We start from the raw sequence: 15,100 nt of genomic DNA on the forward strand, positions 1-15,100 counted from the left end.
CGGACGCGCCCGCTCCTGCGCATCACCCGCCAGCTCCTCATCTCCACCGGGAGGAGGACGCCCCGCGGGCGCACCCGTCACGTACCATGAACTCGGGGGATCGCGCGACTGCTCGCGAGGCTTCTCGCCACCCTCCCTCACATCTCCGCGGCCCCGCGCCGCGTCGAAAGGACGACCGCTCCATGGCACTTCCCACTGCATCCCGCCGCTCCGTCCGGCCGCTCGGGATGTCGCTGCGGGCGGTCATGGGGTTCATCGGGATGAGCGCCGTGGCGGGCGTCCTGATCACCGTCGGCGTCACGCCGGCTCTCGCGCTGACGGGCCTGGCGACGAGCAACACGATCGGCATGTTCCAGAACCTGCCGGGCTACCTCGACGTGGGCCAGCTGATGCAGCGCACCAACGTCTACGCGAGCGACGGGACGACCCTCCTCGCCTCCGTCTACGACCAGAACCGCGTCGAGGTCGGCTGGGACGACGTCGCGCAGTCCGCGAAGGACGCGGCCGTCGCCGGCGAGGACCCGCGCTTCTACGAGCACGGCGGCATCGACCTCCAGGGCACGCTCCGGGCCATCGCCGTCACGCTCACGGGCGACGACCTGCAGGGCGGGTCGTCGATCACGCAGCAGTACGTGAAGAACGTCCTGGTGCAGAAGGCGGAGTCGATCACCGACGAGGCCGCGCGCGACAAGGCCTACCAGGAGGCGACGGACCCGACCCCCGAGCGCAAGCTCAAGGAGATGCGCCTCGCGATCGGCCTCGAGAAGGAGGCGTCGAAAGACGACATCCTGCTCGGCTACCTCAACATCGCCCTCTTCGGGGGCACCGTCTACGGCATCGAGGCCGCGGCGAACTACTACTACGGCATCCCCGCGAGCCAGCTCTCGACCTCGCAGGCGGCCGCGCTGCTGGCGATCGTGAACAACCCGGCGAAGTTCCGCTTCGACAACCCGGGCGACGAGGCGAACGGCGCCGCCAACGGCTACGCCGCCACCAAGGAGCGCCGCGACTACATCCTCTCGGAGGAGCTCAAGCACGGCCGGATCGACCAGGCCGCGCACGACGCCGCCGTCGCCGAGCCGATCACCCCGAACATCACGGAGCCCTCGACCGGCTGCACCACCGCCGGCAACGCCGCGTACTTCTGCGACTACGTGCTGAACGTCCTCCGCAACGACTCCGTCTTCGGGGCGACCGACGACGAGCGCTATCAGCGCATCCGCCAGGGCGGCTTCGACGTCGTGACGACCCTCGACCTCGACATCCAGCAGGTCTCGCAGGCGGCGCTCAACGCCTACATCCCCTCCGTCGACCCGCGCTTCCAGGTCGGCGCGACGGCCGCCTCCGTCGAGGCGAAGACGGGCCGCGTGCTCTCCATGGTGCAGAACACGCAGTACAGCCAGGACGAGCAGTTCCTCGCCGCGAACCCCGGCTACAGCGCGATCAACCTCAACGTCGACCTCAGCATGGGCGGCGGCTCCGGCGTGCAGACCGGATCGACCTACAAGGTGTTCACGCTGGCGCAGTGGCTGAAGGCGGGGCACACCGTCAACGAGTCGTTCGCCTCCCCCACCTCCGGCTTCAGCTCCTACCCCCAGAAGTGCAACGTCGAGGGCGACGGCGGCTACTACGGCAAGTTCTCGCCTCGCAACGACGACCCGTCGGAGGACGCGAGCTCGATGAGCGCGCTCGGCGCGACCACGAACTCGATCAACACCGGCTTCATGGGAATGGCGCAGCAGCTCGACCTCTGCGACATCCGCACCACCGCCGAGTCGTTCGGGATGCACCGCGCCGACGGCCGCGAGCTCGCCAACGGGCCGGCCTCGGTCCTCGGGACGAACGAGATCGCGCCGCTGACGGTGGCCAACGCCTACGCGGGGATCGCGAACGACGGCACGACCTGCTCGGCGATCGTCATCGACCGGATCACCGACAGCGAGGGCAACGCCGTCGCCGCCCCGGCATCGGCGTGCACGCCCTCCGTGTCGCCCGAGGTCGCCCGAGGGATGCAGTACGCGATGCAGCGGGTGATGACCTCCGGAACGGCCTACGCCTCGAACCCCTTCGACGGGATCGAGCACATCGGCAAGACGGGCACCACCGACGAGGCCGCCGACGTATGGACGGCGGGCGCCAGCAAGGCCGCCTCCCTGGCGGTCTGGGTCGGCAGCATCAACGGCTTCGCCGACAACACCAAGCAGAACCTGCGCTTCATCAGCCTGACGGGCGAGAAGGGCACCATCCGCGCCTCCAACGCCCGGCACGCCATCTGGAAGCCGATCATGACGGCGCTCGACGAGAAGTACGGCGGCGACGACTTCACGGCACCCCCGGCCTCGATGCTCGCGTACTCGCCCCGGTCGGCGGCGAACTCCGAGGTCCCCGACGTCACGGGCGAGACGGTCGAGAGCGCCACGGCGATCCTCACCGCCGCCGGTTTCGTCGTCGGGATGCACGAGTCGGTCGACTCCGCGACGATCCCGGAGGGCTCCGTCGTGTCGACGACGCCGAGCGCGGAGGAGACGGCGGTCGCCGGCGGGGTGATCCCCCTCCAGGTGAGCACGGGCAAGGCTCCGGCCAATCCGAACGACATCTCGGACCTGAACGGCGACCTGATCGAGTAGAGACGTCGCCCGTTCCGTGAAGGGGCCGATCCCTCCGGGGGTCGGCCCCCTCTGCTGTCGTGGCGCCGAGCCTGCGCGGGCGCCGTCGCGCCGACTCCGGGCGGACGGGCGTCCGGCGCGGCCGTGGCGCGCCTCGTCGGGGATGTCGCAGGCCTCGCCTAGGGTGCTGGTGCAGCGAGAGGATCCATCCTGAAGCGACCGAACGTCCCCGTCTTCCAGCCCCGTCGAACCGTCCACGGGGCTCTCGGCGCGCTGTTCGGATTCGTGATCGTCAGCGTCCTGGCGGGTCTGCTCGCCTCGCTCGTGGTCGCCCCCGCCGCCGCGCTCACCGGCGCGGCGACCTCCGGCACCATCTCGGCGTTCCAGTCCCTCCCGAGCTACCTCGAGGTCGGGCGCCTGATGCAGAAGAGCGACGTCTACGCGGGCGACCCGGACGATCCGACACTGCTGGCCTCCTTCTACGACCAGAACCGGATCGAGGTGCCGGCCGACCGGATCGCCGACTCCGTGAAGGACGCGCTCGTCGCGAGCGAGGACCCGCGCTTCTACGACCACGGCGGGATCGACCTGCAGGGCACCCTCCGCGCCATCGCCAGTACCTACCTCCTCGACGGCGACACCCAGGGCGGCTCGTCGATCACGCAGCAGTACGTGAAGAACGTGCTGGTGCAGAAGGCCGAGTCGATCCCGGACGAGGCGGACCGCGACCGCGCGTACGCGGAGGCGACGGCGACCACGGCCGAGCGCAAGCTCAAGGAGATGCGGCTCGCGATCGGGCTCGAGAAGGTGTCCTCGAAGGACGACATCCTCCTCGGCTACCTCAACATCGCGCTGTTCGGAGGCACCGTCTACGGCATCGAGGCCGCGGCGGAGTACTACTACGGCATCCCGGCGGCCGACCTCTCCCTCGCGCAGTCCGCCTCGCTCCTGGCCATCGTGAACAACCCCGAGAAGTTCCGCTTCGACCGTCCGGACGACACGGCCAACGGCGAGGCGAACGGCTACGCGCAGACCCGGGAGCGGCGCGACTACATCCTCGACCGGATGCTCGAGACGGGGAGCATCGACCAGGCCGCGCACGACGCCGCGGCCGCCGAGGCGATCACCCCCGACATCACCCCGCCGTCCACCGGCTGCCAGACGGCCGGCAGCGCGGCCTACTTCTGCGACTACGTGACCCACGTCCTCCGAGACGACCCGGCGCTCGGAGCGACCGACGACGAGCGCTACGCGGCGATCAAGCAGGGCGGGATCAAGGTCTACACGACGATCGATCTCGATCTGCAGAGGACCGCGCAGGAGCTGATGGACGAGCAGGTCCCCTCCTCCGATCCGCGCTTCGACGTCGGGGCGACGGCGGTCGCCGTCCAGAACGGCACCGGGCGCATCCTCACGATGGTGCAGAACAAGCGCTACAGCCAGGACCCGGACGTGATCGCGAGCGGGCCGGAGTTCTCGGCGATCAACCTCAACGTCGACGCGTCCGCGGGCGGCGGCAACGGCTTCCAGACCGGCTCCGCCTACAAGGTGTTCACGCTCGCCGAGTGGCTCGACCGCGGGCACACCCTGCTCGAGCAGTTCGACTCGAAGCAGAAGAACTGGACCGGCTTCGCCGACAGCTGCGAGGGCACCTGGGACTACGACTCCTACAACCCCAAGAACGCCGGCGACGGCGGCTACACCGACACCCAGACGGCGCTGTACTCGACGATCTACTCGCTGAACACGGGCTTCACCGGGATGTCGCACCTGCTCGACCAGTGCGAGATCCGCAAGCAGGCCGAGGCCTTCGGAGTGCACCGCGCGGACGGGACCGCGCTCGTGCAGTCGCCGGGAGCGGTCCTCGGCACCAACGAGATCGCACCGCTCACCATGGCGACCGCCTACTCCGGCATCGCCGAGAACGGCACGACCTGCACCCCCGTCGCGATCACGGCGATCGTCGGAGCCGACGGCCGCGAGATCGAGCCGGTGGAGACGACCTGCAGCCGGGCGGTGTCGTCGAGGGTCGCGTCGGCGATGCAGTACACGATGCTCAAGGTGACCGCCGAGGGCACGGGCGTCGAGGACGATCCGAAGAACGGCATCCAGCACATCACCAAGACGGGCACCACCGACAACTCCGCCGACACCTGGGCCATCGGGGCCTCGACCGAGACCTCCCTCGCGGTCTGGGTCGGCAGCATCTCGGCACGCGCGGACGGGTCGAGGGTGAACCTCGACTCGATCGACTTCGACAGCGGCTGGGCGCCCTCGGCACGCCACCGGATCTGGAAGCCGTTGATGACGGCGATCGACTCCCGCTACGGCGGCTCCGACTTCCCGCAGGCCGACCAGTCGCTCGTCGCGGCGCCGCAGGTCACCGTGCCGGACCTGTCGGGCCGGACCAGCGACTCCGCCGCGCAGGCGCTGACCGCCGCAGGGCTCACTCCCGGAGCGACGTCGCAGGTCGACTCGACGCAGCCGATGAACACCGTGGCCGGCACAGGTCCGGCCGCGGGCACCCGCGTGGACAAGGGATCGGTGGTGGGCGTGCAGCTGAGCACGGGGAAGGCGCCGCCCGCTCCCGCTCCGGGCGGCTGACACCGCAGGTCAGGGACGTCGCCGGTCGGCGAGGATCTGCGACGGGAACGGGTCAGGGGGAACGGGTCAGGGAAGCCGACTCAGGGCTCGACGGCTCCGGCGGGGAGCAGCCCGAACTCGACGAGCTCGTCGTCGGTGAGCAGTCGGCTGCGGATCATGAAGCGCTTGCCCTCGGGGGCTTCGACGCTGAATCCGCTGCCCCGCCCGTCGACGAGGTCGACGGTGAGGTGGGTGTGCTTCCAGTACTCGAACTGGGAGCGGGACATCCAGAAGTCGATCGGGTCCAGGCCGTCGAGCCGGAGCGACTCGACGAGCACGTCCGAGGCGCCGGTGCGGAACATCCCGGTGGGGAAGCACATCGGGGAGCTGCCGTCGCAGCATCCGCCCGACTGGTGGAACATGAGCGGCCCGTGCAGCGCCGTCATCCGGCGGAGCATGCCGGCCGCCTCCGCAGTGACGTCGACCCTCGTGGAGGTCATGGGTGGTGCTCCTTCGCTCGTGGTGCGGAATGTCTGTGTGCGCCCGACCGCTGACGCCGGACACTCCTCCGGGCGGCGTCTCGATACGCCGCTGCGCGGACTACTCGATCAGCACGAGCGGGCGGCCCGTCGCCAGGTGCCTCGCCCGCAGGGCCGAGCACCGTCCTTCCGCGCGCCGCCAGGTGCCTCGCCCGAAGGGCCGAGCACCGAACGACGGATCCGCGTGCCAGCGGATCCGCCTCGGTGCGAACGCTCACCGCTCCTCCCCACCCGGCCACGTCGGCGAGCCGACCGCGGCACGGGCGACGAGGAACGAGGAGCCCGTGCGAACCAGCTCAGAAGAAGCCCATCGGTCCTTCCGCGTAGGAGACGAGGAGGTTCTTCGTCTGCTGGTAGTGGTCGAGCATCACCTTGTGGTTCTCGCGTCCGATGCCCGACTGCTTGTAGCCGCCGAATGCCGCGTGCGCGGGGTACTGGTGGTAGGTGTTCGACCAGACGCGGCCTGCTTCGATGGCCCGGCCTGCGCGGTAGAGCTGGGCGCCGTTGCGGCTCCACACTCCGGCGCCGAGGCCGTAGAGGGTGTCGTTGGCGATGCCGATCGCGTCGTCGAAGTCGTCGAAGGAGGTGAGGGCGAGGACGGGTCCGAAGATCTCCTCCTGGAAGATGCGCATCGAGTTGCGGCCCTCGAACACGGTCGGGTTGACGTAGTACCCGCCGCTGAGCTCGCCGCCGAGGTCGGCGCGGTCGCCGCCGATGAGCAGCTTCGCTCCCTCCTGCTTGCCGATGTCCATGTAGGAGAGGATCTTCTCGAGCTGGTCGTTCGAGGCCTGGGCGCCGATCATCGTCGCGGTGTCGAGCGGGTTGCCCTGCTTGATCCGCTTGACCCGCTCGAGGCCGTCTCCGACGAAGTCGTCGTAGATCGAGCGCTGCACGAGCGCCCGCGACGGGCAGGTGCAGACCTCGCCCTGATTGAGGGCGAAGAACGAGAAGCCTTCGAGCGCCTTGTCGTAGAAGGAGTCGCGTTCCGCGGCGACGTCGGCGAAGAACACGTTGGGGCTCTTGCCGCCCAGCTCCAGCGTCACCGGGATGAGGTTCTCGCTGGCGTACTGCATGATCAGGCGGCCGGTGGTCGTCTCGCCGGTGAAGGCGATCTTCCGGATGCGCGGGTGGGAGGCGAGCGGTGCGCCCGCTTCGAACCCGAATCCGTTGACGACGTTGAGCACGCCGGCGGGGATGAGGTCGCCGATCAGGTCGAGCAGCACGTGGATGGACGCCGGCGTCTGCTCGGCCGGCTTCAGCACCACGCAGTTGCCCGCGGCGAGCGCCGGTGCGAGCTTCCACACGGCCATCAGGATCGGGAAGTTCCAGGGGATGATCTGCCCGACCACGCCCAGCGGCTCGTGGAAGTGGTACGCGATCGTGTCGTGGTCGATCTCGGAGACGCCTCCCTCCTGCGCGCGGATCGCTCCGGCGAAGTAGCGGAAGTGGTCGATGGCGAGGGGGATGTCGGCGGCGAGGGTCTCGCGCACGGGCTTGCCGTTCTCCCACGTCTCGGCGACGGCGAGCAGCTCGAGGTTCGCCTCCATGCGGTCGGCGATCTTCAGGAGCATGTTCGAGCGCTCGGCGGGGCTGGTCTTCCCCCAGCTCGCGAACGCTTTCCAGCCCGCCTCGACGGCGCGGTCGACGTCGGCGGCGGTGCCGCGGGCGATCTCGCAGAAGGGCTTCCCGGTGATCGGGGTGATGTTCTCGAAGTACTGGCCGCTCGCGGGGGCGACGTGCTCGCCTCCGATGTAGTGGTCGTAGCGCGAGCGGAAGGAGGCGACGGATCCCTCCGTGCCTGGATTCGCGTAGACCGTGGAACCGGGCTCCTGCGGTGCCTGCTCGGCGACCTGGTCGGCGTACAGCGTCATGTGGACCTCCATCGACGTCGTTGTCGTGGGCGCGGGGTGGGCGCCCGGTCCTGACGCTACGTCGCGGGGGGTTGCACGACGTTGCACGGGTCGACGCACTGGCGGGAGCGGCGAGGACGGAGGCCGGACCGGCCGGGCGGAGACGCGGCCGCCCGAGGAGGAGGGCCCCGCGGCCCGGACCTCAGACGCTCGCGAGCAGGCGCTGGGCGATCCGGCTCATGTAGACGCCGTAGGTCACCGTGGCCGCTGCGGCCCCCGCGCCGACCCAGGACCACACCTGCGGCCAGGCGGAGCCGTCGACGAGGACCACGACGACTCCGCTCGCTCCGACCAGCGTCGTCCAGGTGGCGAGCCAGAGGTCGAGGGTCCGGCCGAAGATCCTCGCCATCGGGTAGAAGTGCAGGCCCACGATCACGGCGATGGCCGGCACGAGGAACCGCTCGAGCCCGGTGCCGGTGAGGACGCCCACCGCGACACCGATCAGCACGCCCTCCGCGGCGAAGACCGCCCCGAAGAGCACGCCGTTCGGCTTCGCCGCGCGATCGGCGTCGGTGAGCTCCACCGCCATCCTCCGCCGGGCGACGAGGAGGCGGACGGCCTGCACGGCGAAGACCACGGCCGCGAGCGCGCAGACGGTCACGGCGGTCGTCGCCGCCGGAGCCGGCCAGCCGACCGTGGTGTCGCTCGCCCACCACATCGTGAAGACCGCCATCAGGAGCAGACCCCCCGCGACTCCGCTCGCGAGGGCCCGGGGAGGTGGTGCGAGGGTGCTCATGCGTCGAGGCTAGCGAGACGGCTCCGCGGCCTCACGGCTCCGGCGGCACTCCCGGGAGCGACCGGAACGGCTCAGCGCTGCTCCGCCTCGATCGTCTCGAGGTGGGCGGCGACACCGGCACGGCGGGGCGAGCGGGGCGGGAGGACGCGCAGGAGCTCCCGCCACACCTCCGCGTCGTCGCGGCCGTCGGGGCCCTCCGCCCAGGCGAGGAGGGTCGCGGGCGCCGCATCGGCGAGGACGCTCGCCCGCACCCGCAGGCGCAGCTCGCCGGCGATCGCCCGGATCCCCGGCGCCTCGGACGAGGGCAGCGGCGCGCCCCGGTACGCGTCCAGGGCGAGGCGGTGGGAGCCGCGGTCGAGCAGGCCGAGCACCTGGCGGGCGTCGAGGTCGACCGGGCTCGCCAGGCGGTAGGGGCGCGAGAGGGGCACCAGGCGCGGGAGGGTCGGCTCGAGCGCGCGGCGCAGCCGCACCATCTCGGCGCGGACGGTGACCACCGCGTCGTCCCGGCCGTGGAGCAGGAGGGCGAGCTGCTCGGCCGAGAGCCCGGCCCGGTGCCAGGCGAGCAGGGTCAGGATCTCGGCGTGCCGGGTGCTCAGCTCGAGCGTCGCTCCGGCGGCCGTCACCAGGCCCGTCTCGCGCCCGAGGACCCGCAGGCTCGGCGCCCGGGCCGCCGCTGTGCTCCGTGCAGCGGGCCGCCGCGGGCGGAGGAGCCGCTGCACCATCAGCTCGCTCTCGACGGCGGCGGCGGTCGCCTCCATCAGCGGGAGGGTCTGCGGGGCGACGACGTCGGCGCCGCCGGTGATGTCGATCACTCCGAGGATCTCGTGCGTCTCGGGGTCGTGCACGGGGACGGCGGTGCAGCTCCACGGGTGCACGAGCGAGGCGAAGTGCTCGGCGCCGTGGATCTGCACGCCGTGATCGAGCACGAGGGCCGTCCCCGGCGCGGACGTCCCGACGTCGGGCTCGGCCCACGCCGCGCCCTCGACGAACGACATCCCCTCGGCGAGGCTCTTGAGGTGCTGGTCCCCGTCGATCCAGAGCAGCCGCCCGAGCGCGTCGCCCACCGCGACGAGCACGCCGCTGTCCTCGTCGGCGTCGCGCACCAGCAGGCGGCGGATGACAGGGAGGACCGAGGCGAGCGGATGCCCGGTGCGGTACTCGCGGAGGTCGTCTCCCGAGAACGAGAGCGGTGCCGTCAGCCGGTCCGGATCGAGGCGCCGCCGCCGTGCGCGCTCCCACGACTCCTCGACCAGCGCGCGCCGCCGACCGCTGCCAGGGCGGGCCAGCCACGGGTTGGTCATGCGCTCCGCCTCGTCGTCGGGTCGGTGGGACTCGACGCTACTCCGCGGAGCGCGGCGGCGCCTCTCTCCGCGCACCGGAACGGCGGCGCCCCCGCACCGCCAGCAGCAGCACCGCCGCCACCAGCACGGCGACGCCCAGGACGGCTCCCGCGGTCAGCCGCTCCCCCAGCACCGCCACGCCGAGGAGGGTCGCGGTCGCCGGCTCCAGGAGGGTGAGCGTCGAGACGGTCGCCGCTGGCAGCGCTCGCAGGCCGCGCGCGAAGAAGGTGTAGGCCACGGCGACCGTCACCACTCCGAGCCAGAGCGCGGCCGGGATCGAGCCGGAGAGCCGCGACGGATCGCCCAGCAGCAGGAACGGGACCGCCAGCAGCGCCGCGGCTCCGAACTGGGCTCCCATGGCGGCGACGGGGCTGAGCCCGCGCTCGAGCAGCAGCTTGCCGCAGACGGCGTAGAGCGCGTAGGAGGCGCCGGCGCCGGCCGAGGCGGCGAGGCCGGGGAGCGTCACGCCGCCGGATCCGCCGCCGCTGAGGAGCACCACGCCGACCGCGGCGAGCGCGGTCGAGGCGAACCAGCGCGGGCTCGGCGTCGTCCGCAGGACGAGCCACTCCAGCAGGCCGGTGAAGGCGGGAGCGGAGCCGAGGGCGACGATCGTGCCGACCGCGACTCCGTTCTGCGCGGTGCCGGTGAAGAAGGCGGGCTGGTACGCGGCGACGCCGACCGCTCCGAGCACGACGAGCAGCACGACGGCGCGGGTCGGGCGGGAGCGGCTCCGCCGGCGCAGAGCCTCCACGCCGAGGAGAGCGGCCAGCAGGGCGCCGCCGAGGACGATGCGCGCCGCCCCGAGGAGGAGCGGATCCACGCCCGCCGCTCCGAGGGCCTGGGCGGTCCCCGTCGTGCCGAAGCAGACGGCGGCGAGGAGGACGGCGCCGATCGCCGAGGTCCGGGCCCCGCTCATCCCGCCCCGCTCCCCCGGCCGCCTGATGACCGGCTCCCAGTGTCCCAGGGATGGGCGCGTGCTCTTCCGCCTCTCGCACCGGGGGCCCAGGATGGAGGGACCGGACTAGCGGAGGAGCACGACGTGGGCATCGCGGAACCGTTCGACCTCGAGGACCACCACCGCAGCGCGCACGGCGCCCTGCGCGAGCACTTCTCGGTGCGCGAGTTCGAGGAGGTGCCGCTGGACCGCGAGGCCATCGTCGCCACCGCGTACCTGCGGGCGATCGAGCACGCCACCGTGGCCCGGGTGCTCCCCCTCGCGCGCGCCCACCCCGACGAGCAGGTCCGCGCGTTCGCGTCCGTCTGGGCCGCCGAGCGGCACCGGATCGCCGACGCCCTGGGCGACGTGCTCGCGGCCTCGCCGCAGATCCGCGGCATCGACATCCGCCCGCCGGAGCCGACGGTGAGGTCGCGCCCGCTCCTCGACCGCGCCGCGGCCTCCCTCGCCGGCCCCGTCGCGCTGGCCCTCGCGGTGGACGCCCGGGTCGCGGTGCACGGCTACCGCCGGCTCGCCCGGCTCTCGCTGCACCCCGAGATGGAGCGCCTCGCCGAGACGGTCACGGGCATCCTCGAGCGGCAGGCCGACTTCTTCACGGTGCACGCGGCGGGACGCCTCGGACGCCCGCTGCCGCGCCGGGTGCAGGCGGCCGGCCTGCTCGCCGTGCTGCGCCTCCCGATCGGCGAGGCCGACCTGCCGGAGGCTCTCGCGCGCGAGGGCCGGGAGCTCGTCTTCGGCCGGGACGACGGCGGACTCGACGGGATCGACGCGGGCGTCGTCGCGGCGTTCGCGCTGCCCTGCACGGCGGCCCGGCGGCTCGTGCACCCGTACCGGCCGGTGTCGATCCGTGCCGCGCACCGCCTCGGACGGCTCGCCGCCGACACCCGCGCCGCCGTCACGACCCTGCTGGAGCAGGTGCGCGAGTAGCGGCGGCGCTCAGCCCAGCAGCTCGCGCACGTCCTCGGCGGTGATCCCGCCGGTGGCCGCCGCGCCGTCGTCCGACATGACCGCGGCGAAGAGCGCGGCCTTCGCCTCCTTGAGGGCCATCACCTTCTCCTCGATCGTGTCCTTCGCGACCAGGCGGTAGACCATGACCGAGCGGGTCTGGCCGATGCGGTGCGCGCGGTCGACCGCCTGCGACTCGGTGGCGGGGTTCCACCACGGGTCGAGCAGGATGCAGTAGTCGGCCTCGGTGAGGTTGAGCCCGAAGCCGCCGGCCTTGAGCGAGATCAGGAACACGCCCGCCGCGCCCGAGCGGAACCGCTCGATGACCTCGTCGCGCTTCTTCGTCGCTCCGTCGAGGTAGGCGTACTCGATGCCCGCCGCGTCCAGCCGCCCGCGGACCCGGCCGAGGAACCGCGTGAACTGGCTGAACACCAGCACGCGGTGCCCCTCGCCGAGTGCGTCGCCCAGCAGCTCGTCGAGCAGGTCGAGCTTGGTGGAGGGCACGCTCTCGTGCGCCTCGTCGACCAGTGCCGCGTCGAGCGCGACCTGGCGCAGCACGGTCAGCGCGCGGAAGATCGCGAAGCGGTTCTTCTCGAAGTCGCCGATCAGGCCCAGCACGCGCTGCCGCTCCCGCGCCAGGTACGTGTCGTAGACCTTCCGCTGCTTCGGGCCGAGCTCGACCTCGAGGGTCTGCTCCTGCTTGGGCGGCAGCTCCTTGGCGACGAGCTCCTTGGTGCGCCGCAGCATCAGCGGGCGGATGCGCCGCCGCAGCTGCGAGAGCTTCTCGCTGTCGGCCTCGCGCTCGATCGGCTTCTGGTAGAACTCGACGAACCCGGCGGGCGAGGGGAACAGGCCCGGAGCGACGATCGACAGCAGCGACCAGAGCTCCATCACGTTGTTCTCCATCGGCGTTCCCGTGATGGCCAGCTTGAAGGGCACGTCGAGCCGGCGCGCGAGCTGGTGCGTCGCCGACTGGCGGTTCTTGACGAACTGCGCCTCGTCGAGGAGGAGCCCCGACCACTGGATGCCCGAGTACGACTCGTAGTCGAGCCGGAACAGGGCGTAGGAGGTGACGACCAGCTCGGCCTCGCCGATGACGCTCGAGAGCGCCTTCCGCTTCTTCTTCGACGTCTCGTCGATCCCGACGACGCGGAGGTCCGGGGCGAAGCGCTTGGCCTCGCCGACCCAGTTGGGCACCACGCTGGTGGGCGCGACGACGAGGAACGGGCGCGGCGAGGTGCCCGCCTCCGCGGCCGCGGCGCGCTGCTCCTGCATCACCCGGGTGACCAGGGCGAGGGACTGCACGGTCTTGCCCAGGCCCATGTCGTCGGCGAGCACGCCGCCGAGCTGGTTGTCGTAGAGGAACGAGAGCCAGTCGTAGCCGAGCTGCTGGTAGGGCCGCAGCTCCACGGCGAAGCCCTCGGGCAGGACCCGCGACTCCAGCGCACCGGTCGCGGTGAAGCCGGAGAGCCCCTCCACGGAGCGGCGCCACGCGGCGGCCTGGGCCTCCACGACGCCCAGCTCGACCAGCTCGTCCCAGAGGGAGGACTGGAACCGGCTGATCCGCAGGGTCTCGCCGGGGTCGTCCGAGAGCTCGCGGGCCTCGGCGATCAGCTCGCGGAGGCGGCCGAACCGCTCGTCGTCGAGGGCGAAGTAGACGCCGCTCGGCAGCACCATGTACTCGTCGCCGCGGGCGAGCGCGAGGAAGATCTCGGCCAGCGGGACCGCCTCGTCGTTGACGGTGACGGAGATCTCGAGGTTGAACCAGTCGCGGCTGTCGGGCTGGGCGACGGTCTGCACGGCGACCACGGGCGCGGTCTGCGCCTCGCGGTACTCGACGCGCTCGCCGATCTCCTCGATCTCGACATTGCCGAGCTCGCGGAGCCGCTCGACCTCGCCGGTGAGGAAGCCGACGGTCTGCATGCCGCGCAGGTCGAAGGTGGGGCGCAGACGCCTGCTCGACGGCGACACCAGGGCGGGCGTCGACTCCGGGTCGAGACCCGCTCCGACGAGGGAGTCGAGGATCCGCTGCTCGGCCTCGGGGTCGCGATAGCCCGCGTCCTCGCCGACCCGCAGCGGGAGCCGCTCGGCGTCCACGCCGCCGCGCGCTCCCTCCACTCCGTAGCGCCACCACCACGAGCCGCGCAGGCCCGCGCCGTCGGTGTGCTCGAGGGTGAGGCCGAGGCGCGGCTCGGGCACCGCCGGCGCCTCGAAGGAGCCGTCACGGGAGACGATGTCGAACAGCCGGTGCAGCCGCTGGTAGTGCTCGGTGAGGAACGCCGACTCCTCGGCCACCGGGATGCGGATGGCCTCGCGGCTCCAGAGGAACGTGCGCGCGGAGGACAGCAGCGGCGCGGCGAACGGGATGAGCGTGACCGGGCGGGCGCGCATCTCGTCGCCGCCCTCCCAGGTGTAGAGGCCGACGGCCGGGTCGCCGATGAAGCCGAACTCCTCGGGCGCCGGGTGGTCGCCGATGGCGACGAGCGAGCGCAGCTCGAGGCCGGCGGCGGTGCGCGTGACGTCGATGGAGGCGGTGGCCGTCGTGTCGAGGATCTTCAGCGGCGTCTGGTCGCGGTCGCCCATCACCAGGCCGATGCCCGCGCGGACGGCTCCGTGCAGGGCCGCCCAGATCGCCTCGCTCCGGCACTGGTCGAGGTAGAGCCAGGTGTCGGGCGAGTAGTAGCTGGAGGCGCTGTGCCCGGAGAGCAGGCCCTGCATCTCGCGGATCACGTCGATCTGGCGCTCGTCGTAGTCGTGGCTGTAGTGCAGGTAGCCGAGGTCACGCCAGCTGGTGCCGGTGCGGACCCAGCGATCGCGGTCGCCCATCCGCACCGGGCGCACGCCCAGGCGCGGGCGCGGCTCGGGCGGCGGCCGGTAGGAGTTGTAGCGGCCGGGCGGGCGACGCACGGGCTCGCCGGGCAGCAGCTCGAACTGCAGGCCGAGCGGGATGCCGGTGTGCGAGCGCTCCGCGCCGGCGAGGAGCGGGGCGAGCGCGCTGCGCCACTCCGGGACGGCGTCGACAGCGGCCTCGCCCGGGAAGGGACCGGCCACTCCGCCCTCGCGCTCGCGGCGCAGGGCCTCGATCAGGACGGCCGCGACGTGCTTGCACTCGTGCTTGACCGGGCAGCTGCAGGCGCCGCCGAGGAGGGTCCAGTGCTCGCCCTCGTCGCGGAGCTGCACGCTCACGGCGTACGGCGAGCGCCCGGATCCGCGGACCTGGCCGAAGAGGCGGGTGCGGCCGCCAAACCACTGCAGCTCGCGCACGCGGCCCTCGTCCGCGTACGCGGTGCCCTTCTCGACGGCGGCGGTTCCGACGAGGGCGCGGATGTCCTGCTCGGAGAAGGGCTCGTGGCCGGCGGTCACCGGCCCGGGTGCGGCCGACGGCAGCGCCTCACCGGGGGGACTCTGGCGGGCCATGGACCTCACGCTCTCCGCGCTCGAACGAGCGCATCCGTCTATTCAACCCGATTCCGGAGGCGCTGCGAG

The 15,100-nt window shown here is 72.1% G+C and carries 9 protein-coding genes; 3 read left to right on the forward strand and 6 right to left on the reverse strand.

Translation table 11 applies throughout. The annotated features are described in order from the left end of the window. The first annotated feature begins 182 nt into the window (after positions 1-182). Positions 183-2,627 carry a penicillin-binding protein gene (locus C5C46_RS05410; protein ID WP_159939720.1) on the forward strand — a complete coding sequence of 815 codons (2,445 nt, stop codon included), beginning with the start codon at positions 183-185 and terminating at the stop codon, positions 2,625-2,627. Positions 2,628-2,891: 264 nt separating this feature from the next. After that, a complete protein-coding gene (locus C5C46_RS05415) occupies positions 2,892-5,210 on the forward strand; it encodes a transglycosylase domain-containing protein (protein ID WP_104225929.1) in 2,319 nt (772 codons plus the stop codon). Positions 5,211-5,290: 80 nt separating this feature from the next. On the opposite strand, the gene C5C46_RS05420 is transcribed toward C5C46_RS05415, so the two are convergent. The 5 genes from C5C46_RS05420 to C5C46_RS05440 form a co-directional block, all read right to left on the reverse strand. Further along, the gene (locus tag C5C46_RS05420) at positions 5,291-5,689 is read right to left on the reverse strand and encodes a DUF779 domain-containing protein (RefSeq protein ID WP_104225930.1); all 399 of its coding nucleotides are present in this window, start codon (positions 5,687-5,689) and stop codon (positions 5,291-5,293) included. A gap of 335 nt (positions 5,690-6,024) precedes the next feature. Next, complete coding sequence (locus tag C5C46_RS05425; protein WP_104226069.1) at positions 6,025-7,599, reverse strand: aldehyde dehydrogenase family protein; 1,575 nt, start codon at positions 7,597-7,599, stop codon at positions 6,025-6,027. A 181-nt stretch (positions 7,600-7,780) separates the two neighbouring features. After that, a complete protein-coding gene (locus C5C46_RS05430) occupies positions 7,781-8,374 on the reverse strand; it encodes a hypothetical protein (protein ID WP_104225931.1) in 594 nt (197 codons plus the stop codon). A 71-nt stretch (positions 8,375-8,445) separates the two neighbouring features. Beyond that, a complete protein-coding gene (locus C5C46_RS05435; RefSeq protein WP_104224191.1) occupies positions 8,446-9,675 on the reverse strand; it encodes a GAF domain-containing protein in 1,230 nt (409 codons plus the stop codon). Between the two features lie 37 nt (positions 9,676-9,712). Then, positions 9,713-10,630: an EamA family transporter gene (locus C5C46_RS05440; RefSeq protein ID WP_104225932.1), complete on the reverse strand. Its 918-nt coding sequence runs from the start codon at positions 10,628-10,630 to the stop codon at positions 9,713-9,715. A gap of 123 nt (positions 10,631-10,753) precedes the next feature. Here C5C46_RS05440 and C5C46_RS05445 point away from each other — a divergent pair, with 123 nt between their 5' ends. Then, positions 10,754-11,596 carry a hypothetical protein gene (locus tag C5C46_RS05445; protein ID WP_104225933.1) on the forward strand — a complete coding sequence of 281 codons (843 nt, stop codon included), beginning with the start codon at positions 10,754-10,756 and terminating at the stop codon, positions 11,594-11,596. Positions 11,597-11,605: 9 nt separating this feature from the next. On the opposite strand, the gene C5C46_RS05450 is transcribed toward C5C46_RS05445, so the two are convergent. Then, a complete protein-coding gene (locus tag C5C46_RS05450; RefSeq protein WP_104225934.1) occupies positions 11,606-15,031 on the reverse strand; it encodes a DEAD/DEAH box helicase in 3,426 nt (1,141 codons plus the stop codon). Positions 15,032-15,100 lie beyond the last annotated feature (69 nt).

The sequence above is a fragment of the Rathayibacter sp. AY1E6 genome (assembly GCF_002931115.1).
In the GTDB taxonomy this organism is placed as follows: Bacteria; Actinomycetota; Actinomycetes; order Actinomycetales; family Microbacteriaceae; genus Rathayibacter.